General features: G+C 50.4%; 22 protein-coding genes and 1 riboswitch. Of the genes, 12 read left to right on the top strand and 10 right to left on the bottom strand.

Annotated features, from left to right (window positions below; all coding sequences use genetic code 11):
* Positions 1-129: 129 nt before the first annotated feature.
* From ACJROR_RS11545 to ACJROR_RS11535, 3 genes are all read left to right on the top strand, one after another.
* Positions 130-600 carry a hypothetical protein gene (locus ACJROR_RS11545; RefSeq protein ID WP_406547166.1) on the top strand — a complete coding sequence of 157 codons (471 nt, stop codon included), beginning with the start codon at positions 130-132 and terminating at the stop codon, positions 598-600.
* Positions 601-768: 168 nt separating this feature from the next.
* A complete protein-coding gene (gene cysS, locus ACJROR_RS11540) occupies positions 769-2,154 on the top strand; it encodes a cysteine--tRNA ligase (RefSeq protein ID WP_406547165.1) in 1,386 nt (461 codons plus the stop codon).
* 148 nt (positions 2,155-2,302) lie between these two features.
* Positions 2,303-3,406: an FAD-binding protein gene (locus ACJROR_RS11535; protein WP_406042286.1), complete on the top strand. Its 1,104-nt coding sequence runs from the start codon at positions 2,303-2,305 to the stop codon at positions 3,404-3,406.
* Between the two features lie 80 nt (positions 3,407-3,486).
* On the opposite strand, the gene ACJROR_RS11530 is transcribed toward ACJROR_RS11535, so the two are convergent.
* Positions 3,487-4,377, bottom strand: coding sequence for a YicC/YloC family endoribonuclease (locus ACJROR_RS11530; protein WP_406547164.1), 891 nt, complete (start codon positions 4,375-4,377; stop codon positions 3,487-3,489).
* A gap of 158 nt (positions 4,378-4,535) precedes the next feature.
* On the opposite strand from ACJROR_RS11530, the gene pyrE reads away from it, so the two are divergent.
* Positions 4,536-5,177, top strand: coding sequence for an orotate phosphoribosyltransferase (gene pyrE, locus ACJROR_RS11525; RefSeq protein ID WP_406547163.1), 642 nt, complete (start codon positions 4,536-4,538; stop codon positions 5,175-5,177).
* Positions 5,178-5,254: 77 nt separating this feature from the next.
* Here the strand turns inward: pyrE and ACJROR_RS11520 are convergent, their stop codons facing one another.
* Complete coding sequence (locus ACJROR_RS11520) at positions 5,255-6,136, bottom strand: mechanosensitive ion channel family protein (RefSeq protein WP_406547162.1); 882 nt, start codon at positions 6,134-6,136, stop codon at positions 5,255-5,257.
* 329 nt (positions 6,137-6,465) lie between these two features.
* Positions 6,466-7,692, bottom strand: a complete 1,227-nt coding sequence (gene coaBC, locus ACJROR_RS11515) for a bifunctional phosphopantothenoylcysteine decarboxylase/phosphopantothenate--cysteine ligase CoaBC (protein ID WP_406547161.1) — start codon at positions 7,690-7,692, stop codon at positions 6,466-6,468.
* 680 nt (positions 7,693-8,372) lie between these two features.
* Between coaBC and rpmB the strand changes: the two genes are divergently transcribed.
* From rpmB to mutM, 3 genes are all read left to right on the top strand, one after another.
* Positions 8,373-8,609 carry a 50S ribosomal protein L28 gene (gene rpmB / locus ACJROR_RS11510; protein ID WP_406042276.1) on the top strand — a complete coding sequence of 79 codons (237 nt, stop codon included), beginning with the start codon at positions 8,373-8,375 and terminating at the stop codon, positions 8,607-8,609.
* A gap of 11 nt (positions 8,610-8,620) precedes the next feature.
* Positions 8,621-8,788 carry a 50S ribosomal protein L33 gene (gene rpmG / locus ACJROR_RS11505; protein WP_406042274.1) on the top strand — a complete coding sequence of 56 codons (168 nt, stop codon included), beginning with the start codon at positions 8,621-8,623 and terminating at the stop codon, positions 8,786-8,788.
* Positions 8,789-8,861: 73 nt separating this feature from the next.
* Positions 8,862-9,677, top strand: coding sequence for a bifunctional DNA-formamidopyrimidine glycosylase/DNA-(apurinic or apyrimidinic site) lyase (gene mutM / locus ACJROR_RS11500; RefSeq protein WP_406547160.1), 816 nt, complete (start codon positions 8,862-8,864; stop codon positions 9,675-9,677).
* A gap of 15 nt (positions 9,678-9,692) precedes the next feature.
* Here mutM and coaD read toward each other — a convergent pair whose 3' ends face one another.
* Positions 9,693-10,169: a pantetheine-phosphate adenylyltransferase gene (gene coaD / locus ACJROR_RS11495; protein ID WP_406042270.1), complete on the bottom strand. Its 477-nt coding sequence runs from the start codon at positions 10,167-10,169 to the stop codon at positions 9,693-9,695.
* A 13-nt stretch (positions 10,170-10,182) separates the two neighbouring features.
* Positions 10,183-11,238, bottom strand: a complete 1,056-nt coding sequence (locus tag ACJROR_RS11490; protein ID WP_406547159.1) for a glycosyltransferase family 9 protein — start codon at positions 11,236-11,238, stop codon at positions 10,183-10,185.
* A 200-nt stretch (positions 11,239-11,438) separates the two neighbouring features.
* On the opposite strand from ACJROR_RS11490, the gene ACJROR_RS11485 reads away from it, so the two are divergent.
* Entirely contained in the window at positions 11,439-12,197 is a 759-nt protein-coding gene (locus ACJROR_RS11485; protein WP_406547158.1) for a 3-deoxy-D-manno-octulosonic acid kinase, read from the top strand.
* Positions 12,198-12,282: 85 nt separating this feature from the next.
* On the opposite strand, the gene ACJROR_RS11480 is transcribed toward ACJROR_RS11485, so the two are convergent.
* The 3 genes from ACJROR_RS11480 to ACJROR_RS11470 all read right to left on the bottom strand — a co-directional run bounded on the left by ACJROR_RS11480 (position 12,283) and on the right by ACJROR_RS11470 (position 17,504).
* Complete coding sequence (locus ACJROR_RS11480; protein ID WP_406042264.1) at positions 12,283-13,131, bottom strand: hypothetical protein; 849 nt, start codon at positions 13,129-13,131, stop codon at positions 12,283-12,285.
* Positions 13,132-13,218: 87 nt separating this feature from the next.
* Positions 13,219-14,955, bottom strand: a complete 1,737-nt coding sequence (argS, locus tag ACJROR_RS11475; RefSeq protein WP_406547157.1) for an arginine--tRNA ligase — start codon at positions 14,953-14,955, stop codon at positions 13,219-13,221.
* A gap of 212 nt (positions 14,956-15,167) precedes the next feature.
* Positions 15,168-17,504 carry a primosomal protein N' gene (locus ACJROR_RS11470; protein ID WP_406042260.1) on the bottom strand — a complete coding sequence of 779 codons (2,337 nt, stop codon included), beginning with the start codon at positions 17,502-17,504 and terminating at the stop codon, positions 15,168-15,170.
* 134 nt (positions 17,505-17,638) lie between these two features.
* Here ACJROR_RS11470 and rpmE point away from each other — a divergent pair, with 134 nt between their 5' ends.
* The 3 genes from rpmE to ACJROR_RS11455 all read left to right on the top strand — a co-directional run bounded on the left by rpmE (position 17,639) and on the right by ACJROR_RS11455 (position 21,716).
* Positions 17,639-17,854, top strand: a complete 216-nt coding sequence (gene rpmE, locus ACJROR_RS11465) for a 50S ribosomal protein L31 (RefSeq protein WP_406042258.1) — start codon at positions 17,639-17,641, stop codon at positions 17,852-17,854.
* A gap of 282 nt (positions 17,855-18,136) precedes the next feature.
* Positions 18,137-19,387 (top strand): malic enzyme-like NAD(P)-binding protein, encoded by a 1,251-nt coding sequence (locus ACJROR_RS11460; protein ID WP_406042256.1) that lies wholly within the window; start codon positions 18,137-18,139, stop codon positions 19,385-19,387.
* 272 nt (positions 19,388-19,659) lie between these two features.
* Positions 19,660-19,838, top strand: a riboswitch (cobalamin riboswitch).
* Positions 19,839-19,865: 27 nt separating this feature from the next.
* Positions 19,866-21,716, top strand: a complete 1,851-nt coding sequence (locus tag ACJROR_RS11455; protein ID WP_406547156.1) for a TonB-dependent receptor domain-containing protein — start codon at positions 19,866-19,868, stop codon at positions 21,714-21,716.
* A gap of 341 nt (positions 21,717-22,057) precedes the next feature.
* Here the strand turns inward: ACJROR_RS11455 and ACJROR_RS11450 are convergent, their stop codons facing one another.
* Positions 22,058-22,360: a hypothetical protein gene (locus tag ACJROR_RS11450; protein ID WP_406042252.1), complete on the bottom strand. Its 303-nt coding sequence runs from the start codon at positions 22,358-22,360 to the stop codon at positions 22,058-22,060.
* Between ACJROR_RS11450 and murI the strand changes: the two genes are divergently transcribed.
* Positions 22,353-23,198 (top strand): glutamate racemase, encoded by an 846-nt coding sequence (gene murI / locus ACJROR_RS11445; RefSeq protein ID WP_406042251.1) that lies wholly within the window; start codon positions 22,353-22,355, stop codon positions 23,196-23,198. The genes ACJROR_RS11450 and murI overlap by 8 nt on opposite strands.
* A 55-nt stretch (positions 23,199-23,253) precedes the next feature.
* Here murI and ACJROR_RS11440 read toward each other — a convergent pair whose 3' ends face one another.
* The gene (locus ACJROR_RS11440) at positions 23,254-23,577 is read right to left on the bottom strand and encodes a hypothetical protein (RefSeq protein ID WP_406042249.1); all 324 of its coding nucleotides are present in this window, start codon (positions 23,575-23,577) and stop codon (positions 23,254-23,256) included.
* Positions 23,578-23,998: the final 421 nt, after the last annotated feature.

Raw genomic sequence — 23,998 nt, 5'->3', positions numbered from 1 at the left:
TCAGATGTTTTTCCGGAGGCTGGGAACTTTTGCGGGGCCAAGTTTCCCTGTAAGAATAGCTTTCCGCAAGGTGAGCCTGTTGCTATAATCCGTGATGATGTTTACAGTTTTTTACAAGAGGTGATTTTTATGAAGAAGGGGGTAATGCTGCTGGCATTAACCGTGGTTCTTTCAGCTCCGGTTCTGGCGGATGCTTTAACCGATGCCGTGGACAATGCCATAAAAGAGCAGGCAAAGACTCAGGTAAAAAATCAGGCGGCATCCGCTCTTAAGGGCACCGGCGCTGATAAAATTGTCAGCGGCATCGAGCAGGTTAATTCCGGAATGAGTCAGTTAAAGAATGCCGGCTCTCTGGCGGAACAGGGCGGCAAATCTCTGACTGACACTGCCGCGGACAAGGCGGTCGATTATGCCAAGGAGCAGGCCGTTCAATATGTGAAGGACAAGGCCGGCTCTTCTCAGAATACTCCTGATTCCGTAAAGCAAGCGCTGGAGGCCAAACAGAAGTACGACAAGGCAAAGAATTCGGCTGAGACTCTGAAAAATAACACGGAACAGGCTGTCAAGGCTGCTGATGACCTGAGAAATGCATTTAAGTGATTGTTTTTAGTCTTATCTTGGTAACCGAGCCTGATTGCTAACAGTTTTTTGTCATTTTAAAATTAGGGCCTTGTTTCAGACAAGGTGTCAGATATCCTGAATGCTTCAGGAGAGAATGCGCCGGACAATTTGCTGTCCCCGCATGTTTTTTGTGTGCAGAGGTAAAAAATGCTGGAGATATACAATTCTCTTACTCACCGCAAGGAAGAATTTGTTCCCATGGTTCCGGGAAAGGTTGGCATCTATGTATGCGGAGTCACGGTGTACGACCTCTGTCATATCGGTCATGGCCGCACCTTCGTATGCTTTGACACCGTGGTGCGCTATCTCAGGTATCTCGGTTACGACGTCACTTATGTCAGAAACATTACCGATGTGGATGACAAAATCATCAAGCGCGCCAATGAAAACGGCGAAAGCTGTTCTTCTCTTACCGAGAGGCTGTCCGGGGAAATGTACCGGGACTTTGATGCTCTGGGGATTCTGCGGCCGGATATTGAGCCCCGGGCCACGCAGCATATTCCGGAGATCATTGCCCTGGTGGAAAATCTTATCAGGAACGGCAATGCCTATGTAGCTGATAACGGGGACGTCATGTTTGCCATTGATTCCTTCCCGGAATACGGCCGTCTTTCCGGACAGGTGCTGGACGACCTCAGGGCCGGGGCCCGGGTCAGCGTGGAGTCCTCCAAGAGAAATCCTTATGATTTTGTGCTCTGGAAAATGTCCAAGCCCGGAGAACCCATGTGGGACTCTCCCTGGGGCCAGGGACGTCCGGGATGGCATATTGAGTGCTCCGCGATGAATTCCAAATATCTGGGGCAGGAATTTGACATTCACGGCGGCGGCTCGGATTTGATTTTCCCGCATCATGAGAACGAAATCGCCCAGAGCTGCTGCGCCTGGCATACTGATTACGTGCATTACTGGATGCATTCCGGAATGATGATGATAAACAAGGAGAAAATGTCCAAATCTCTGGGCAATTTCTTCACCGTGCGGGAGCTTCTGGAAAAATATGACGGCGAAACCCTGAGGTACTTCCTGATGAGCGCCCAGTACCGGGGACAGCTTAATTATTCCGAGGATAACATTCGACAGGCCAGGGCGTCTCTGGTCAGACTTTATACTGCCCTCCGTGATGTCACGCCGGCGGAACCCCTTCAGAATTCCGTTTACGAAGAGAACTTCCGGAAGGCCATGAATGATGACTTTAATACCCCGGAGGCTTATTCGGCGCTTTTTGAGCTGGCAAAGGATCTCAATATCGCCAAGACGGCAGGAAGCGACAGAGCCGGAGCCCTGGCCGGACTCCTCAGAAAGCTGGGAGGAGTGCTGGGTATTCTCACCGGAGACGCTGAAGCCTATGTCAAAGGCGATACTGCTTCAGACGATTTGGACACGGCTAAAATTGAAGAACTCATCCAAATCAGAGCTGCCGCCAGAAAGAACAAGAACTGGGCCGAGGCGGATCGGGCGCGGAATGAGCTTCAGGCCATGGGCATTCTTATTGAAGACGGCCCCTCCGGCACTACCTGGAGAAGGAAGGACTAAAAAACACCGGGCCGCGGCAATCACGGAAACATCTCGGAAAAAAAACACTGATTTATGCGGGATGTTTCAGTCCGTGGTCTAATTCATGTTGCGGGAGCATGCCTTAACGGGCGTGTTCTCTTTTTTTTTTTTTGATTCCGGAAATGCGATGGCGGAAAAGAATGTTTTTGACGTGGCGATAATAGGTTTGGGGCCTTCTGGCGCTACCTTTGCCAGACTCCTTGATCCGCGCCTTAAGGTGCTGGCTCTTGATAAGAAGGATAATACGGAAAACAGCTTCCAAAAGCCCTGCGGCGGGCTTCTGGCTCATGATGCGCAGAAATGCTTTGCCAGGTTCGGGTTAACTCTGCCGCTGGAGGTGCTGGTAAATCCCCAGATCTTTGCGGTAAGAACCATAGATCTGGAAACAGGGTATGAAAGATATTACCAGCGGTTTTACATCAATATGGATCGTCATAAGTTTGATCTCTGGCTGAAGTCGCTGATTCCCGCTCATGCGGAGGTACGTAACGGGGTTACTGCACTGGATTTTGAAAAAAGGGATGACTGCTATGCCATAACGGTTCGCGACAAAGAAAAACGCGAGACGTATTATGCCCGGTATCTTGTGGGAGCCGACGGGGCTAACTCCGCGGTACGACAGCGGTTGTTTCCGGATCATAAAATCCGCAGTTATCTCGCCATACAGCAGTGGTTTCCGGATACTCATAAATCACCGATGTATTCCTGCATATTTGATCGGAATCTTACTGATTGCTATTCCTGGGGCGTGTCGAAGGATGACAGTTTTATCCTGGGCGGTGCTTTTCCGAACAAGGGGGCCCGGGAAAGGTTCCGGATGCTGAAAACCAAGCTTGCCGGAGTCGGTTTTAAGCTGGAAAACCCCATTAGAACCGAAACCTGTCTGGTGTTAAGTCCGGCTTCTTCCCGGGAGTTCTGTCTCGGCGGGGATCGCTGCTTTCTTCTGGGAGAGGCGGCCGGGTTTATCAGTCCGTCTTCTCTTGAGGGGATGAGCTATGCGTTTGAGAGCGCGGCCTCCCTTGCCGGGCTTTTTAATCGGAAAAGTGAGGTAACTCTGAAGGATTATCGCCGGGCAACCCGCGGTCTCAGAGCAAAGCTCATGCTGAAGCTGCTGAAAAAGCCCTTTATCATGGGCCATTTTTTAAGGAAGCTCATTATGCGTTCGGGGATATCATCTCTGAAGGTTGCGGCGCAAGGCTGCGAGTCTTCGGAAACAGCGCCGCCAAAATAAAAAGCCCTCAAGAGGAGGGCTTACGTTACGGCGGGGCGGGCTGCAAAAAACGCTGTTCCGGCGATTAGCACAACCCCGGATTATTCAATATTTTGCACCTGTTCCCGCATCTGTTCGATCTGCACCTTGAGGTCTACCGCCTCGCTGGTGATTTCGGCGTTTACTGACTTGGAGGCGATGGTGTTGGATTCCCGATTGAATTCCTGCATCATGAAATCCAGTCTTTTACCGATGACGCCGCCTTTTTTGAGGATTTCCCGGGTTTGTGAAATGTGAGAGGTCAGCCGGTTCAGTTCTTCGGCGATGTCGGCGCGCTGAGCAAACAGGATGATTTCCTGTTCCAGGATGGCATTGTCCAGCTTCACCTGCTGTTCCATAGCAAAGCTGGCAATTTTCTTTCGCTGCCATTCGATAATATCCGGAAGCCGGGATTTTATGGAAGAAACATGCCGGGCAATGGTATCCAGATGACTGTTAAGGAATTCCTCCAGCTTCTGGCCTTCGCATTCCCGGGAGCTGTTGAATTCGTCAATAACGCTGTCCAAAGCGCTCCGGAGAGCCTCCTCCAGTTCCTCGCGGTGTGATTCGGCATTGCCTAAAACTCCGGGGAAATTGATGATGTCCATGGCATTAATTTGAATGCCGACACCGGATTCGGGTGCTATTTCACTGTTAAGACGGCTGATCTCATGGAGATTTTTGAGAAGGCTTGCGGCCAGATCCTGATTCATGGCCAGCTGACTGTCGGCTGCAATCTTTTTGACATTTACCACCAGAGTCAGCTTCCCCCGGGATATTTTATTTCGGAGCTGTTCCCGAAATGACATTTCCATGTTCATAGGTTCCGGCGAATCCGGATAAAAGAAGAACATGTCCAGGTATCTGGAATTAACCGCTTTCAGGGACAGGGATATCTGGTAGTGTTCTGTTTTAACTTCTTTGCTGGCAAAGCCGGTCATACTTCTGAGCATTTGATTTCCTTAAATAACGATACGAAGGTTGTCGGGAATTTGCCGGGAAAGCCGTTCCGGACAAATTTTCCCGCTGGAATTCATAATAGCACATATTGCCCCTGTGATAATTGTGTACAATATGTTTTCAGGAAGAGTTTTAAGACAGGCGGTACAAAATGAAGGATTATAAGAAGGCTTTTATTGAACTGGCATTAAGACGGAACGTGCTCAGATTTGGCAGCTTTACCCTGAAATCCGGCCGGGTAAGCCCGTATTTCTTCAATGCGGGACTTTTTTGCACCGGAAAGGATCTGGGGCTTCTGGGGGAGTTTTACGCAGACGCCCTGCGTGATTCCGGACTGGAGTTTGATTTGCTTTTCGGGCCGGCATACAAGGGAATTCCCATTGTAACCTCGCTGGCGGTGGCTTATGCCCGGAAGTATGGCGGAGATGTTCCGTGGATCTTCAACAGGAAGGAGGCCAAGGATCACGGCGAAGGCGGCAATCTGGTGGGTTCTCCGCTGAACGGCCGGGTAGTGCTGGTGGATGATGTTATCACGGCGGGCACCGCCATCCGGGAATCCATGGCCATTATTGCCAGTTCTCCGGCTTCTCTGAGCGGCATTCTGCTGGCTCTGGATCGGCAGGAAAAGGGGCAGTCGGATCTCAGTGCCGTGCAGGAGGTGGAACGCGATTTTAACACCCGGGTGGCAGCCATTATTACCATGAGCGATCTTATGGAGTACATGGCCGGAGTTCCCGGTTTAGCGGAGCATCTTTCTGATATGAAGGCCTATCGCGACACCTACGGCATCTAAGACTGATACTAGGATACAAAAAAAAAGCCATGGCTCAGGCCATGGCTTTTCGTATTTTGGTGTCAGCGTTTAACCGATTACTTCTGGTTGATAACGGTAATGGTCTTGAACGGAATGTTGATGCCGGCTTCGGTAAGGGCGGCTACCACCTTTTCGGTATTGTCAAAATAGACATCCCAGTAGTCAGCGCCCTTGCACCATACCCGAGCGGTAACATTGATGCTTGATTCCCCGAGAGAGCCGATTACCACGGTAATGCCATCTTCCTTGAGAATGCGTTCGTCGCTCTCGAACATTTTGGTGATGGCTTCCTTGGCCTTCTTAATGTCTGAGCCGTATTCAATTCCGAAGGAGAAGTCCACGCGGCGTTTTTCCATGCGGGAATAGTTGATAATGGTGCCTGCGGAAATAGAGCTGTTGGGAATGATAATCACCTTGTTGTCGGGAGTAAGGAAGGTGGTGGTGAAAATGGTAATCTCCTGCACGGAACCAGTCTGTCCGGCAGCTTCAACCACTTCGCCCACTTTGATGGGACGGAAGATCAGGAGCAGCACTCCGGAGGCAAAGTTTGAAAGAGAACCCTGCAGAGCCATGCCTACAGCGAAGGATGCGGCACCCACGATAGCCACGAACGAAGCTGTCTGAACCCCGACCTGGGCAAGAGCGGCGGTGAGGACAAAGGCGATGACGGCATATTTAATGAGGTTGGAGATAAATTTTGAAACAGTCTGTTCAATGCTGGCCTTGGTCATTACCGTATAGCTGATTTTGTATACCAGCTTGGCAATCAGCCAGCCGACAAAGAGTATGGCTGCGGCACTGAGAATGTCCAGACCAAAGCTGATGATCTGATCCTGATGCGCCTGCAGATAACCTATGGGATCCTGAATTATCGACTTATCAATAATTTCGGTGATTTTAGCGTTTGTTGCTTCCTGGGCGTTTGTTTCTTCTGCCATTTAAGATTCCTTGATTAATCAGTGTCCACGCGGTGTGGATTTAGTAGATGTCTGCGCTTATGACGGACATGAGCCTGAGGCGCCGCGGCATTGCCGCTGCCTCACCGCGCAATGCCCGCCCGCACAATGCCGGATATTAAACGCCCGTGATTATACAATGCTGCGGAAATTAATGAAATTCATGGCAGGAGGCGAGGATGATTTTGTGACTTTTTTAACTATCTGTCTTGCCCGGTTTTTCGAAAAGATCTGCTGCTGAGCCGCACTGTTTTTATGATGAAAAACTCGCTGCCGGAGGAGAAGCTTTTCCGGCAGCGGAGACTCCGGGATTATTGCAGCATATCAGCAATGAAGCTGACCACGGCATTTCCCAGATCCTTTTTGGAGGCGCGGGGCAGCCGTACGGGCTTTCCTTTTCCGGTGAATACGGTGATTTCATTCTCATCGCTGTTAAAGCCGATGGTTTTGTCTGAAACATCATTTCCAAAAATAACGTCGGCATTTTTGGCGGTGAGTTTTTTCAGGGCGTATGCTTCCAGATTGCCGGTTTCCGCGGCGAATCCGGCCACAATGCGGGGCCTTTCCGGGGAATGCCCTACCAAAGACAGAATGTCGGGGTTTTCCGTGAGCAGGAGAGAAATTTCTCCCCCATGAACGCTTTTTTTGATTTTTACGGGAGAGATTTCCTTTGCCCGGTAGTCCGCCACGGCCGCGGTTCCGATAAAGACATCTGCCCCGGGGATGCTGTTCATTACCGCATCCCGCATTTCCAGTGCGGTTTCTGCCGGTATCAGGGAGACTCCCGGAGGAGGTTCCAGGGATACCGGGCCGCTTATCAGGGTTACCTGAGCTCCCATGTCCGCGGCGGCCCGGGCGATGGCATATCCCATTTTGCCGGAACTGCGGTTGGACAGGTAACGTACCGGATCCAGCGGTTCTATTGTCGGCCCTGCCGTAATTACCGCCTTGATTCCGGAGAGCTTGCCGGGATTTTTCGGGGCCGATGCGTCTCCGGACAGAATGCTCCGGATATCCTTAAGTATGTCCTCCGGCTCTGACATCCGTCCGGCGCCGGTGTCTCCGCAGGCCTGAAACCCGGAAGCCGGGCCGGAAATCAGAAAACCCCGTCCCCGGAGTGTTTTGATGTTGTCCTGTGTGGCGCTGTTTTCCCACATCACCCGATTCATGGCCGGAGCGATAACAATAGGAGCCTCTGTGGCCAGAACAATTGAAGTCAAAAGGTTATCGGCGATGCCGGCCCGTATTTTGGCAATGGTATTGGCAGTGGCCGGGGCAATTACCACGAGATCAGTCTGAGCTGCCGCGCTGATATGAACTATGCCGTTATCCGCTACTGCGGAAAACATGTCTCGGAGCACCGGCTTTCCCGACAGGGCCTGCATGGTGAGCGGGGTAATAAAATTTTCCGCGGCTTTGGTCATGACTGCGGTGACATCGCAGTTTTCCTTCTTAAGGAGCCGGAGGAGCATTGCCGCCTTGTAGGCGGCAATGCCTCCGGTAATGCCCAGAATAATTCTTTTCCCTGACATGCTCATAACCCGCGTCTCCTGTGCTTTTCGTGAGGCCGTTTAAACTGCGGCAAGTTTAGCATGTAAAACCGGTCAGGGGATTAAATTACTGCAAATTTCGGCATTCGTGATCACCATTCAATTAATTTCATAGCGGGAAAAAATGTGATAAAATACCGGAGTTTTTGGGCAGGGGAAATCATAATTGTCTGTTTTTTTCCTGAAGATGCTGAGGAGAAGACGGGCTGCCGCGCCTGACTGAAGCTCACCTGCAAGCATGGGAGCTCAGAGGTAAATTTCCCGGCCTTATCAGAGGACTTGGCTGACAGCCGGTTCCCTGCTGATTTTTTTGTCTTTTAACAGTTGATTTTGATCTGCTTTTGGTGTATAAAATCGCACCGCAAGTTTATCATGAGCATCCGGGTTCCGTTTTTGATTACGGGAATTTACGGTGCTCTAATGACGCTGATTAATGCATAACGCCAGTGCAAACATTTTAAGAAGTGCAGGACTTGCCCGGACAGCAATGAGCAAGGCTGAGCCCTTGGGGAACAGCGAAGCCGGGCTGTCGAATTCCGAACCGCCGCTTTTTGGGTTCCGGATGCCGGAATCTTCCTGTTCAGGCAGGATGAGTACGTCAAGCACACCTTGAAGTTGTCCTTCTGGGTTGTTAAAAGAATGATTTTTTAATATTTGGAGTGACCGCAATGTCAAGAGTATGCCAAGTTACAGGCAAAGGGCCTGCTGTGGGTAACAATCGTTCCCATGCTAAGAATGCCACTCGCCGCCGTTTTCTTCCTAATCTCCATTTCCACAGATTCTGGGTGGAGTCCGAGAACAGGTTTGTAAGACTTCGTTTGAGCACAAGAGCTATCCGTACCATCGACAAAGTAGGCATTGATCAGGTTCTTGCTGAACTGCGTGCCAAGGGTGAAGTAATTTAAGGAGATAAAAAATGGCTAAAGGCGGACGTGAAAAGATTCGTTTGAATTCAACTGCTGGTACTGGTCATTTCTACACCACTACCAAGAACAAGCGCACAACTCCTGAGAAGCTCGAAATGAAGAAGTATGATCCGGTTGTACGCAAGCATGTGCTTTACAAGGAAGGCAAGATCAAGTAATTCTGCATCTTTGTATGTCTATCAGGTAACCCGGAGTCAACGCTTCGGGTTTTTTGTTTTCAGGAGGACAAATATGCCGGAATTGCCTGAAGTGGAAGTAACCAGACGGGGTATTGCTCCCGCTCTCATCGATCATACTATTTCGCATTTTGTGGTGAGATTTCCCAGACTGCGGACTCCTGTTTCTCCGGAATTTGCCCATCTCCGGGATCTCCCGGTTACCAGCGTGGATCGCCGCGGCAAATACATAATTATCAGAACCGGCTCCGGATCTGCGCTGATCCATCTGGGCATGTCCGGACATCTGCATCTGGTGTCTCCGGATACCCCGGTGATCAAGCATGATCATATCGATATTGTGATAGCGGGAGGCCCGGTGATCAGATTTAACGATCAGCGCCGGTTCGGGCTTTTTGAATGGTTTCCCGGAAACAGGGATCCTCTCGCGGATCCCCGGCTATTGAAGCTCGGTCCGGAGCCTCTTGAGGATTCCTTTACCGGAAAGGCGCTTCATGAACGCCTGAGCCGCAGCAGAACCGCGGTTAAAAAGGCTCTCATGGATAACGAAGTTTTGGTGGGCGTGGGAAATATCTATGCCAGCGAGGTGCTTTTTGCCAGCGGGATCAGCCCTTTCAGAAAAGCCTGCGAGGTAACGGAGCGGGAGTGCGCCATTCTGGTAAAGAACATCCGGGAAATACTGGAGAAGTCCATTGCCCGAGGGGGCACCACCATCCATGATTTCAGCGGATCCGATGGCAGTCCGGGAGAATATGTCAGCGAACTCCGGGTTTATGGCAAAAAAGGCCAGCCCTGTCCGGTATGCGGCGCTCCGATAGAGCATGCCGTGCTGTCCCGGAGCTCCTACTACTGTCCCCGGTGTCAGAAGTGATCAGGAACTAATGTCCTAAGCGCATTTGTGATCCCTGAGATATTGCGAAACTTCAGGAGGCACGAAGGGAGTAATGTCGCCGTAGTGTCTGATGACGTCTCTGACCAGAGTGGAGGAGATAAAGCTGACGCTGGGCGAAGCCGGAAGCATGACAATTTCCAGAGACGGCATCAGCTTCTTGTACATGGCCTGCAGGGTCAGCTCGTATTCGCAGTCAAAAAGGTTTCTGATGCCGCGAACCAGCACTCCGGCATTTCTTTCCTGCAGAAAATCCACCAGCATGCCGGTGAAGGGCTCCACCGATACATTGGGAAATCTGGCAGCGCAAAGCTTCACGATTTCAGTGCGATCCCGGAAATCTACCACGGGGGACTTCGCCGGACTTTCAGATACGGCCAGGATAACCTTGCTGAATAGACAGGAGCTTCTTTTCAGGATGTCAAGATGACCGAGAGTGAAGGGATCAAAGGTACCCGGATATACTGCCAGCATGTTATGGTTTTCCTTATAGTTTGAAATCGGTGAGAATTTTATCAAATTTTTCCCGTACCATGACAGTGGTAATTCCATGCATGGCAAACTTGTTCTGCACCTTGGTTCTCCATTTAAGCCCCTGAGTTCCCTCGGGATGCTCCTCTGCCAGATATTTTTCGTAAACCGAAACGGCATACTTGCCAAAGCTGTAAGGTCCTACCCGGGCGGGATTGTGATTGGCATACAGTCCCAGAACGGGAATGTTCAGGGCGTTGGCAATGTGCACCGGGCCGGAATCGGGAGAAATTACCAGAGATACCTGGGAAATCAGCGCGGCCAGATCCCGAAGGCTGGTTTTGCCCATAATATTGATCACTCTCTCCCGGTCAACATGAATGCCGTTTATTATATTTTCTGCCATTTCCAGCTCATAAGCGGATTTGCCGCCGGCGATAATGACGTTAAAGCCGCGGGAAAGAGCGTATTTGGTGATTTCTATGTATCCGTTCAGCGTCCAGTTTTTAAATTCCTTGGACGAGCAAGGCGTCAGGAGAACTGTTTTTCCGGTAATATACCCCTTCATCCGGGAGATTTCGGCCGACGTTAAGCAGAAATCCCAGCGGGGAGCAAGATCTGAACAGCCCAAAGCGGCGGCAAAGGCGATAAAGCCGTCCAGCACATGAATATGAGGCGGTTCCGGAGATTTTACTTCCCTGTTGGTGAAGAAACGCTGTCCGTCCATGGCTCTTTCCCGGTCAAAACCGTATTTGATCCGGCCCTTTACCGCAATCAGAGACAGAATGCTGGCTCTGAGGGCGCTTTGGATATCCAGCACAACATCAAAGGTTTTATGCTTAAGCTGTTTTCTGAGCGCCAGCATGCCCCTTATTCCGGTTTTCTTGTCGTAAACGGCAAAATTAATCCCGGGAATTCCTTCAAAAAGGCTGACGCTGGCTTTCCCGATGATCCATGTAATTTCAGCCTGCGGAAAATTCCTTTGAAGCAGCTGTACCAAAGCCAGAGCATTTATGCAGTCTCCGATGGCGGACAGTCTGAGAACGCAGATTGAGGTTGGTGTTGTTTCCATGAGGTTTGCCCCCGTATCAGATACCACAAAGGATCAGCGCATAACCAGCGTGCAGCCGCTGAATGACGCCGGAACAGCCGTTAACTTAAAAGTTGCGAGTGAAAGCTATATATTAACAGGAATATCCGTGTAAAATCGTGCATTGTTACAAAAAAACATTTATTATTTCGCTATGTTTTCAAGTATACGGGGAAGTTGTTATGGCTCTGCAGGAAAAGGCCGTTATTGAGTCCAAAAATGTAACCTATGTTTATAATCCGCAGTTTTTTAAAAAGGGAGTAACCGAGCAGGAGCTGGAGCGGTACTGCGATGTTTCTCAATATGAATCCAGCGGTAAGGTTGTGCAGGTTTTTATTGGCAGAGGCCGCACCTATTTGGTCAATGACCAGGAAGGCAGACGAATCATCATCCGTCATTACTATCGCGGCGGCATGATGGCAAAGCTTCTTAAGGACAAGTTTTTATGCTTTTCCGCTACGGCGGATCGTTCGGTGCAGGAGTATGATCTGCTTCTGAGGATGCGGGCCATGGGCCTTCATGTTCCCACCCCGGTGCTGGCCCGGGTTACCAGAAGCGGTCTCTTTGTCAAAAATGATATTATTACCAAGGAAATAACCGGAGCCCGCAATATTGGCAAGATTCTTTCGGAGCGGCGTTTAGCAGACGAGGAGATTCTGAAAATAGGGGATTCCATCGGCACTTTGTTCAGGGCGGGGATTTACCATTCGGATCTGAATATCAATAACCTGCTTCTTGACGGAGCTGACAATCCCTGGATCTGTGATTTTGACAAGTGCGAAATGACCTCGATAACTCCCCGGCGTTATAACGAAATGGTGGCGCGTCTTAAGAGATCCTTTGACAAGGAGAGCGAAGAGCGCTCCGGAATGATGTGGACCGAGCGTGATTTTGAAAAGCTGGTGAGAGCGATAGAGATTGTGTTTAAGGAAAAATACTGATTTCCGGTTTGGTATTTCGCTTTTTGGAGTGATAAAAAAATCCCTGAGCTTTCAGGGATTTTTCGTTCGTCCGGCCTGATGCAAATCAGTTGCAGACAATATTGTAGGACTTCTGCACCGCAGCCTTCAGGGCGCTTTTATCACCGCTCACCGGCCCTACAATAAGGCTGTAGACATAGCCGCCGCCCATTTTTTTGCGGTAGATGATGGAGGAATTGCCTTCCAGCGCCATTCTGGCCTTGAGGGACTCGGCATCACGGGAGGTGCGGTAGTTTTCCTGACAATACAGGTAGGTCTTGCCCTTCTGCCGTTTGTCATTGATCACAATCTGCTTGTCGCCGGATTTGGTAACCATCATGATCCCGGAACTGTCCGTCAGCGTTGCCGGGCTGGCGCCGGATCCCTGGGATGAAGAATTGCCGGCAGAAGACGCTTCTTTGGCAGCGCTGGCTTCCTGAGCTTTTCTTTCCTTTTCGAGGCGGGCTTTTTCCTTCTCGAGACGAATCCTTTCCTTTTCCAGCCGCTGTTTTTCCAGTCTGAGTTCCTTTTCAGCCTGCTGCCGTTCTCTTTCCTCCTGAATGCGTTTTTTCCTTTCCGCTATTTTGCGATAGTATTCCGCTTCCTTGGCCTGCCGTTCCGCTTCATAGTTTCTGGTAATGGTGACGCCGGATCCCGAGTCAATTTTCTTATGCTCCAGAATTTCCGTATAGGAATAGGTGTTTACCGGCTTCTGAGGCCGCGGCTGCTCCTGCTTTTGCTGCGGTTTCGGAGTCGGCGCCTTCGGGGTTTTGGCAGCCCACAGCCAAATCACGAAAGCCAGAAAACCGAGAACCAGCGCTCCGATCGCCACAATAATAAGAGCGCGCCCCTTGCGGTTTTCCGGCGGTTTGCTTCCGGAGCTTCTTTTGCGGTTTTTATTTACAGCTACTACCATCTGGAATTGTCCCTGAATAAACTCTAAAAATTGAAACGCATTTTTGACCGAAACACGATGAGCTTCGGTCAGTACCCGGGCGTTTAGTTACATTCTCTCCAGGGTTTCAATTCCCAGAAGTCCCAGACCGGTTTTCAGAATCCGGGCCGCGCATTCGGCAATGGCGAGTCTGCTTTGCCGGACATCCTCAGGAACATCGGACTTGAGTACCGGACAGGACTCATAGAATTTCATAAAGAGTCCGGCAAGCTCATACAGGTAGGCGCATAAAAGGTGCGGCATGGCCTTTTCGGCCGCTCCGTTAACCACCTCGCTGAATTTTATGAATTTCAAAAGGAGATTTTCTTCCTCCGGAGCGGTGATCTTGATAGCTCCCGGCGCTGCGGAAGTTTTTCTGAATATGGATCTGATGCGGCTGTAGGCGTATTGCAGATACGGGGCGGTGTTGCCGTCGAAGGTAAGCATGTTATCCCAGTCGAATATGTAGTCCGTGGTGCGGTTTTTGGACAAATCCGCATATTTTACGGCTCCCATGGCCACAGCATGAACGACGCTGTTTTTCTCCTCCGGAGAAAGACCGTCATTCCGATCGGACATAAGCTCGCGGGCTCTGTTTTCGGCTTCGTCCAGAAGCTCCTTCAGCTTTACCGTGCCTCCGGTTCTGGTTTTGAAGGGCTTGCCGTCCTTGCCCAGCATCATGCCGAAGGATCCGTGCTCGGTGAGAACGTCATCGGGAAGATAACCGGCCATTCTGGCAATATCCCAGGCCATGAGCAGATGCTCATGCTGTCTGGAGTCGGCAAAAACGATGATTCTCTTAGCCCCGAAATGCTCCCATCTGTATTTGGCGCAGGCAATGTCGGTGGTGGTGTAGAGGTAGCCGCCGTCGCTTTTCCGCACTATGACGCCCCGGGGGTTGCCCTCCTTGTCCTTGAAGGTGTTCAGATAAACCACAATGGCTCCCTGATCCTCCCGGGCCAGTCCCCGATTTATGAGGTCGTCTACCAGCGGTTTCAGCATGGGATTGTAGAGACTTTCCCCCATGACGTCCTTTTCAGAAAGGGAAATATTGAGTCTGCGGTAGATATCCTGATTCTGATCCATGGTGATCTTCACCAGCTTCTGCCACATGCTGCGGCAGTACTCATCGCCGCTCTGCAGCTTTACCACGTAGCCGCGGGCCTTTTCGGCAAATTCCGGATCCTCATCGTAATGCTTTTTGGCTTCGCGGTAAAAGGCTTCGAGATCCGCGAGCTCCAGGGAGCTGGCATGCTCCTGTTCTTTTTTCTCAAGACACGCTATGAGCATGCCGAACTGGGTGCCCCAGTCTCCGATATGATTGGCCCGGATAACCCGGTTGCCGAGAAATTCCAGAATACGGGCTACCGCATCGCCGATGACGGTGGATCTTATGTGGTGCACCGCCATTTCCTTGGCAACGTTGGGGGAAGAGTAATCAATAACCACGGTCTCCGGAGTGCGGGCCGGCTTAACCCCCAAAAGGGGATCCTTAAGCAGACTGTTTACCTGATTTTCCAGAAATTCCTTGCTGGCAAAGAAATTGATGAACCCCGGCCCGGCGATCTCAACCCGGGATATTCTGTCGTTAAGAGGAATGCGGGAGGTTAGCAGGAGAGCTATTTCCTGCGGCTTTTTCTGCATGGGCCGAGCCAGCATCATGGCAATGTTTGAGGCGTAATCGCCATGAGCCTTGTCCTTGGTATTCTCAACCATAATGCGAATCTGAGTATTCTCCGGCAGCAGTTTTTCATTTTTAAGACCGGATACGATATCGGTAAGGAGATTCTGAATATATTCTTTCATGAAGAAATTCCAATTTAGTAGATTCCGTGGTGCTTCCTGATCAGGTGCTTTTTGTGAGGCAGGCTGCATATAATGGGTAAAGTATAAGCATTTTTCAGAGTTTTGCAATTAATGGGAATGGAATACCGGAGTGGAATGACCGGAGCGGAAGGGAATGAATGAAATGGCAGGACAGGAATGGCCGGGAGAGCCTTTTCCGGCTATGATGAATTTCACAGTGTGACGGTAGGGTCAACGTCAATCACGGCGCGGCAGCCGCAAAGATGCCGGAGTTCGTTCCTTCTTTTTACCAGGGCCGTCAGAAATTTCTGCATCTCTCCCCGGGTGTCCGCTTCGGCAACAATGTTGAGATGATACCGGTTGCCTTTTCTTTCCATGACGGCGGCCATGGGAGGATGGATGCGGATATGCGGAAAACCGCCGGCCACGTCCTGCATGAGAAAGTATATTTCGTCCATGAGATCCGAGAGGCTCCGGTGGCTGGGGGAATTGCCTCTGATCACCGTCTGACAGGTCAGCGGAGGAAGCCTGAGCTTTTCTCTTTTGGATAGCTCTTCCTGGGCGAAGGCATCATAGCCGTCCCGGATCAGAAGCTCCAGCAGGGGATGCCGGGGCCAGTAGGTCTGGAGCAGCACCTTGCCTTTTTTTAAGCTCCTGCCGGCCCGGCCGCTAACCTGAATAATAAGCTGCGCCAGTTTTTCCTGAGAGCGGAAGTCATCGCTGATAAGACTGCTGTCAATATCGATGATGCCCACCAGCGTTACTTCAGGAAAATCATGCCCCTTGGCCAGCATCTGGGTGCCGACAATGATCCGGTGCTTTTTTTCGTTAATTTCCTGAAGATACTGCTCCAGAACCCCTTTGCGGGTAACGCTGTCCCGGTCAATGCGGACAATGCTTTCATCGGGGAAGCTTTCCCGGAGACAGCTTTCCAGCTGTTCGGTGCCGTTTCCGGTAATGGTGAGTCCCGAGCTTCCGCACATGGGGCACTGAGAGGGAACCGGGTACCGGGTTTCGCAGTGATGACACAGCAGAATGCGCCGATCCTGATGGTAGCAAAGATTGGAATCGCAGTTCTGACAGGAAAATACATAGCCGCAGTCATGACAGATGATTTTCGGAGCATAGCCCCGGCGGTTCAGCATGATCAGCACCTGATTGTCCTGTTCCAGCTCTGCCTTTATGGAAATCAAAAGGGAATCCGAAAGCCCCCGGGTGATGATTTCCCGGCGCATGTCTATGGGAATGATCTTTGCCGGCTGGGCATTCCCAGCCCGACGGAGCAGCTTGATTTCATGGAATTTTCCGATTTTGACGTTATAGAGGCTTTCCAGAGAAGGCGTTGCCGAACCGAGAACAATGGGAATGTTTTCCAGTCGGGCTCTTACCGCCGCCAGATCCCGGGCATGATAGCGGAAGCCGTCCTCCTGGCGAAAGGAGCTGTCGTGCTCTTCATCAATAATAATAATGCCGGGAAACTTCATGGGGGTGAATACGGCGCTGCGGGTGCCGATAAGGATGGCTGCCGATCCTTCAGAGAACAGAAGAAAGGCATCGAGGCGTTCCCGGGCGGACATGGCGGAATTAATGCAGACTATGGGGACGGCAAAACGGCGGTAAAAGCGGCTGACAGTTTGCGGGGTCAGATTGATTTCCGGCACCAGAACCATGGCCTGCTGCCCCTTCAGGATTATTTCTTCTATAAGATTAAGATAGACCTCTGTTTTGCCGGAGCCGGTGACCCCGTTTATCAGGAATACATTGAAGCCTGACCGGGAACTGATTTCGCTGACGGCCCGGGACTGTTCCTCGTTCATTATGAATTCATGATTTACCGTAATATTCCGCTGCTGCCACGGACTCTCTCTTTCCCGCAGGTTTATCCGGCGGATCATGCCTTTTTTCTCCAGAGACTTCAGAACCGAGCCCGAGATTCCCATGTTTTTGAAATCCTGAGCGGACAGGCTCTGGTCTTTGAGACAGTTCCAGGCTTCCCGGCCTCTTTTGAGACGGCTCAAAAGCTGTTCCGGTTCCCTGATGTCCGTTCTCTCCCAGCCCTCTATTGCCGGAAGCCGGGCCGGGCTGCCGTTTTTGAGAAGCGGGGGCAGGGCGGAGAAGAAAACCTCCCCCGGGGGATAGTGATAATAGGAGGCGGCCCACAGCAGGAGAGAAATGATGCTGCTGTTAAATACCGGAGCGGAGTCGATGAATTTAATGATTTTTCTGACCCTGTTCCTGGGACTGCCGTCCTCGGATGCGCCGGGGGTTTGATTCTGGGAAATGACGACGCCGTAAACCTCCCGGGTTCCCACCGGGACTAAAACCCGGCATCCTTTCATGATTGAGGGATTTTTCGGGCCGGGAGCTTCCTGCTCTGAAGCCAGGCCGCTCCCGGATTCCGGATCGGTGGCGTCTTCGGAGAACACCAAACCCAGGGTATTATCATAAGCCGCGCCGGAAGGGGATTTGCGCTCTGTGATGTTTTCATCCGGGGTGGCATACTCCAGGAGCTGATAAATATGTATGTTTACGGCTACTTGCAGGTACATTATTTTTTTTTCAACACCTATTGCACAATTCCTTTCAATAATATATCATGCGTCGCGTTTTTTGACTTTTACTTTATGTGTGGTGTCAGGCGCGCGAGTGGCCTGATGGCGACACAGCCTAACCGAGGTTTTCCATGAAAAAAGATATTCATCCGGCATACGATTTTATTACCGTTAAGTGCTCCTGCGGCAACACCTTCAAGGTGCGTTCCACCCTTGGCAAGGATCTCAGCATCGATGTTTGCTCCTCCTGCCATCCTTTCTTCACCGGCAAGCAGAAGATTGTTGACAACGCCGGCCGTGTAGAGCGTTTCAACAAGCGTTTCGGCATGTTTGGTTCCAAGAAGTAATCAGCATCATTCGCTGTTTTCAGATCCCGGGCTGAGACATAGTCCGGGATTTTTGTTTTTTGCTTTCGGCAAAATTTGTCCCACTGAACATTTTTTGTTTCTTCTTTCCAATTTTGCAGCAATATTGTTTATTCTGTGATCACTTAAGTTCTCTGCCCGCCTGTTTTCAGGCGTTCCCGGCCTGTTCCGGGGGCAGATAATCATGTTTTTCCGGTCTGATTCTGGCGATTCGGACTTTTCCTGTACAATAACAGCACAGTCCTGTTTATTGGAGTTTTTAATATGGCTGACAGCAAATTACACGATGAAGCTTTGGAATATCATAAGAACCCGACTCCGGGCAAGATTTCCATCAGCATTACCAAACCTGCGGAAACCGCTCATGACCTGACTCTGGCATACAGTCCCGGCGTGGCAGAACCTGTGCGCGAAATCGCTGCTAACCCGGACAGCGCCTACACATACACCATCAAGGGCAATCTGGTGGCGGTTATTTCCAACGGCACGGCCATCCTCGGTCTGGGCAACCTCGGCCCTCTGGCATCAAAGCCGGTAATGGAAGGCAAGGCCCTCCTGTTCAAGAAGTTCGCCAATGTTGACGCCATAGACATCGAAGTCAAGCACAAGGACGTTGATGATTTTGTTAATACGGTTGCCAATATCGCTGACACCTTCGGCGGCATTAATCTTGAGGATATCAAGGCTCCGGAATGCTTTGAAATCGAAAGGCGTCTTAAGAAGATCTGCTCCATTCCCGTGTTCCACGACGATCAGCACGGCACGGCCATTGTAACCACTGCCGGCATTTTGAATGCTCTTGAACTGCAGGGAAAGAAGATAGAGGACTGCAAGGTGGTATGTCTGGGCGCCGGCGCAGCCGGTGTGGCCTGTTCTGATCTGCTTTTGGCCTGCGGGGCAAAGAAAGAAAACTTCTTTATGGTGGATCGCCACGGCATCATCCGTTCAAGCCGTACAGACCTCAACGGTGAAAAGCCGCGCTTTGTGAATGATTCCGGCCCTACCACCCTTGCCGAGGCCATGAAGGATGCCGATGTATTCCTGGGAGTTTCCGGCCCCGATCTGGTCAGCGAAGAGGAAGTTATGAGCATGGCTCCCAAGGCGGTTATCTTTGCCTGCTCCAATCCGAATCCTGAGGTGTCTCCGGAGGTTGTTAAGAGATGCCGTCCGGATATTATTTTCGGAACCGGACGTTCCGACTATCCGAACCAGATCAATAACGTTATCTGTTTCCCGTTCCTGTTCCGGGGCACTCTCGATGTCAGAGCCACGGAAATCAATCTGGAGATGAAGAAGGCAGCCATGAACGCCATTCGTCTGCTGGCTCAGGAACCGGTTCCTGATTATGTGGTCAAGGCTGCCGGAGCAGAAAAGCTGGAGTTCGGTCCGGAATACATTATGCCGAAGCCGATGGACAAGAGACTGGTGAAGAAAGTAGCCCGAGCTGTCGCCGAGGCCGCTGTGAGAACCGGAGTTGCCAGAATTCCGCTCCCTGAGCATTACATGGAAGACTGACAGTTTTTCTGAAGTCTGGTTTAATAGCCATGGTTTCCCGAAGAAGCCGTGGCTTTTTGTTTGCGTTCCTGTTAATAGCCTGCCAATTAAGGCTGTCCTGATTATCTTCTTACCATTATCCGGCATCTCCTGATATTTTTTCGTTCTTAGCCTTTTCCCCTTGCCGGCGTTTGTTTTTTGCCGTTTCGCGCCTGCCTCCCCCGGGAGCCCTGGGCGGACTGAATGCTCCGATAGACCGTCCTGAGGCGGTTAAAAATTAGGCAAAAAGCCGGTATCTGATTATAATTCGCGGTTATCCGGAGGCGCTTTGCTTAATAAGGAATCTGGTGAGAATCCAGAACTGTCGCGCAGCGGTATCTTTGCGTCTGATCCTGAAAATGACACTGCCACAGGCGGGAAGTCTCAGGATTTTAAAGGAGTCCGAATACTTGCCCCGGTGTCCGTTTAATTGTTCACGCGTAATGAATAAGAGATAATCATGAATATTAGGTACGTAATGCTGGGAATGCTGTTTCCGGCGCTGGTTTCTGCGGAAACCGTAAAAACTGAAGATGTTGTGGTAACCGCCTCCCGCATTCAGGAAAGCGAGGCTTCGGTGCTGGCTCCGGTGGAGGTGGTAACCCGGGATCAGATTGAAAAAATGGAACTCCATACCGTTAAGGAGATATTGGAACTTTTGCCGGGTGTGGATATTGTCAGCTACGGCGGCCGCGGCCAGTCAGCTAATTTTTACGTGCGGGGCGGCAAGGCGGAACATGTGCTGGTGCTTCTTGACGGAAACCCGCTGAATTCCTCCGGTATCGCTGCGGTCAATCCCAATTTTATTCCGGCAAATATTATTGAGAAGGTGGAGTATATTAGAGGTCATCGGGCTACCGTGTACGGAGCCAATGCCCTCAGCGGGGTTATCAACATCATCACCAGACCGTCCTATAAGAATCACCAGGAACTGGGGTATTCCTACGGCACTCATGCGGCTCACGATTTGTCTTTCAATAATTCCGTGGCTATTACCGACAGCGATGTCATCAAGGTTGCCGGGGGCGTTTCCAGTGCCGATGGCTACAACGTGCATCCCCTGCCCGGACTTAACGATGGTGACAGGCACGGCTATAAGAACCGGAATCTGGAGCTCCTTTATGCTCACACTACAGATGCGGGAATAGAGATATCCGGAAGCTACAACTATATTTATAACCGCGGTGATTATGACAATTCCTACTTCTCTGACTGGGGAGATGTTCATGAAACCGATCGTAATCAGGTGGAAAGGAATATCTTCAATATCGGATCCAATTACACCGGGGATCTGTACCGCTATGATCTGGGTCTGATATTCTCAAAAAACAATGACTATAACTATCCCAAGGGGGAGTCTCTTTACGGCCCTTCATCATCAGCCTTTAAGGTTCAGGCCTTTGACGGGCATTTTGTAAATTACTGGAATATCCTGGAAGGACTCCGGGCCGGATTTGGTTTTGATTATGACAATAATGTGCTGGACAGCGATTCCAATACCTACGGCACTAAATTTGGCAGCCGGGATATTTCTCTGGTAAACAGAGGCTATTCGCTGCTGTCCAAGTATCAGGACGAGGTATTTTCAGGAGAGGCCTCGGTTCGTATTGATGATAATTCCCGCTTTGGCACCAAAACCACCTTTGACGTGGGTCTGGGAGTGAAATTTATCCCCCTTCTGGCCGTTTCCGTAAGAGGCGGTACCGCCTTCAGAGCACCGACGCTGTCAGAGCTGTACTATCCTTCAACCTTCGGCCCTGCCGGCAATATTAATCTTAAACCGGAAAAGTCCGGCAATGTGGAGTTTGACATTAAAGGGGGCGCCGAAAGCTTTGCTTATTACCTGAACGGTTATCAGAACAGCGTGAAGGACATGATTGCCTGGGGCAACGGTTATGAAAATATTGCCAAGGCCAGAATTCGGGGACTGGAAGCCGGCGTGACATATGATTTTGGGAAATGGCTTTCCATAAAGGCCAGCGCTGATCTTATGGATCCTAAGGACCGCAAGACCGGCAAGGATATCCCTTACAGATCCCGGCAGACCTACAAGGCTCTTTTGCGGGGTGAATATCAGAACTTTGATTATTTCGGTAATTACCGTTTTGCATCCCACAGAGAAGCGAGCTCCGGTTCCTGGCTGCCGAGCTACGGCACGGTGGATCTTGGCATCGGATATACCTGGAATGACAGAGTGCGCTTCGGGGTAAAGGCGGACAATATCTTTGACAAGAAATTTGAATCGCAGAGAGGCTATCCGTCTGAGGGGGCGGTAGTTACCGGCACAGTGGCTCTTAAAAACTTTTTCTGACATCAGGTCTGATAAAGCTGAATAAAGGGTCGTGAAGGGCAGGGGGACTTAAGTGTTCCGCCCTCTCAAAGTCTGAGAGACCTGTCGCCTAAAACAATAAAACCGTCCAGGGAGAGATCCGGGGCGGTTTTTCTTTTCAGGGCCGGAATAACAGCGGAAGGATGAGGGATAATTGGGATACGAGGAAAAGGATCGCCGGGGATAACAGTTCTGTACACAGACATGGCACAGGTTGTTGAGAACTTTGTAAACATCTTATGCTCAGTAACTGTGAATATGGGGAATTTTCCGGCATGAAGCCTGTTATTTCCGGGATCAGCAAGGCGGGGAACAGGGACTTCTCACAGCGTGTTATAAACGAAATGGCTGTGGATATGTGTGTTTTCTGAAGATATGAGGGAGCGATTATTGCCGCAGAAGGGCTGGTGCCGGTGGTTTGTGATGAGCTGATTATGCATAACCTGTGTATAAACTGGTACTTTTTTGTGGATAATATTGTCAGAAATTTCTGTTGCCCCTATTCCTTGTGAATAAGTATGAGAAAATGAATTTTGTTTTAGAAAGAGCTTCCCGGTATTATCATAATGTTCTGAAGCTCCGGCAGAGTTCCGGAAGATGGTCAGGAGAGGTGTGGCGATGTTCAAGGTTCTTTTCTTTGATTCCGGCGTCGGAGGCCTTTCTGTGTATTGTGATGTCATGGCCGAATATCCGGAAATTGAACCGTGCTTCCTGTTTGATAATGCCTTTTTCCCTTACGGAGACAAACCTTCGGAGTTTATCAGGGATCGGGTTACCTCCCTGATATGCAGAATGACGGAGCTTTATCATTTTGATATGACGGTGGTAGCCTGCAACACGGCCAGTACTATCGCTCTTGATGCGCTGAGATCCAAAATCAGCATTCCGGTGGTGGGAGTGGTTCCGGCCATTAAGCCGGCAGCCCGGCTTACCAAAAAAAAGATTATCGGCCTTCTGGCCACTCCGGGAACTGTCGCCAGAAGCTATACTCATGACCTTATCAGGGATTTTGCCTTAGGAACTCAGGTTCTCAGCATAGGAACCACCGAATTGGTGCGCATTGCCGAGGACAAGCTGGCAGGTCTGGCGGTAAGCATTGACGAAATTGCGGCGGTGCTGGCTCCGTGGACAGAGCTTCCCGAGAGACAAAGGCCGGATGTAATAGTTTTGGGGTGCACGCATTTCCCGCACCTTAAAAGCGAAATTCACGCAGTTATGCCGGAAGCCATGCTGATAGATTCTGGCAGGGCCATCGGGCGGCGGGTGAAATCCCTGCTGAGCGCCATGCCGCAACACGAGATCGCAAATCCCGAAGCAGCCGCAGCGATAGCAGAAGGAGCGTCTGGAAAGGATTTTGCCGGCGGCGCGGCCTTCTGCACAGACATGAGCATTCTTTCAGAACGAAATAAACTGGTGTTTAACAGATTTGGTTTTGCTGAATGCCGGGAACTCCGCATGCAGTAAAATGCCAGGAAATTAAAAGATATAGCTGTTGAAGCCGCTCGTTTGCGGTGGCGGCTTATTTGCGGTTTGCGTTATTTAGATTCTGTTCCGGAGGAACCGTTTTTTTCGGATCAGCGCCGGAAGTTTCCGGGGAGATGGCATTGTCGGAAGCGGTTATATCGGGTCTTGCGGATTCCTTCCGGGAGGTAGTGTATCTGCCGGAGAGCAAAAAAGTCAGCGGAGCTATGATGCCGGAGATGAATATCAAAGAGGCGCTCAGTATTACAAAAAGCTCGGTTTGCTGCGCGATGCTGTCAATGAATCTTGTTACAAAGATGATGTAAAGCAACGTGAACATTAAGGCAATAAAGCAGGATTTCAGATATTTTTTAAATTTCATCACAGTCTCAGATCATGGTAAGCACTACAGGAAAAGCCGCATCATCCTTATTTTAGCAAAACTGCCGATCCTGAATGATAATCGCTGCTTAATTGAGTGACTGCCGTCAGATGACATCAGAGATGCAGGGGAAAACAGGAACTGTCAGGTGAGTTTTGAGTTGAGACTGATGTCGAAAAAGACCAAAAAGGTTTCAGGAGACGTAAAGATCGATAAAAAATGACATCAGATGAAGGATAACACGGTCAAAATTGGTTATTTTTTAGCCAATTTGGTTAAAAAATAACCAAAAACTGAAAAAATGTGATTAATTTCGAGAAAAGTGTTGACGAGGTTCAAAAAAACTCTAAAATACGCACTCGCTGACAGGGTAAAGCTCAGCGAAGTTCTTTAACAAACAGCTTAGACAATCTGTGTGGGC

Origin of the sequence: Succinimonas sp., from assembly GCF_045225735.1 — a bacterium.
In the GTDB taxonomy this organism is placed as follows: Bacteria; Pseudomonadota; Gammaproteobacteria; order Enterobacterales; family Succinivibrionaceae; genus Succinimonas.
This window is presented reverse-complemented; position numbering and strand designations above follow the sequence as displayed.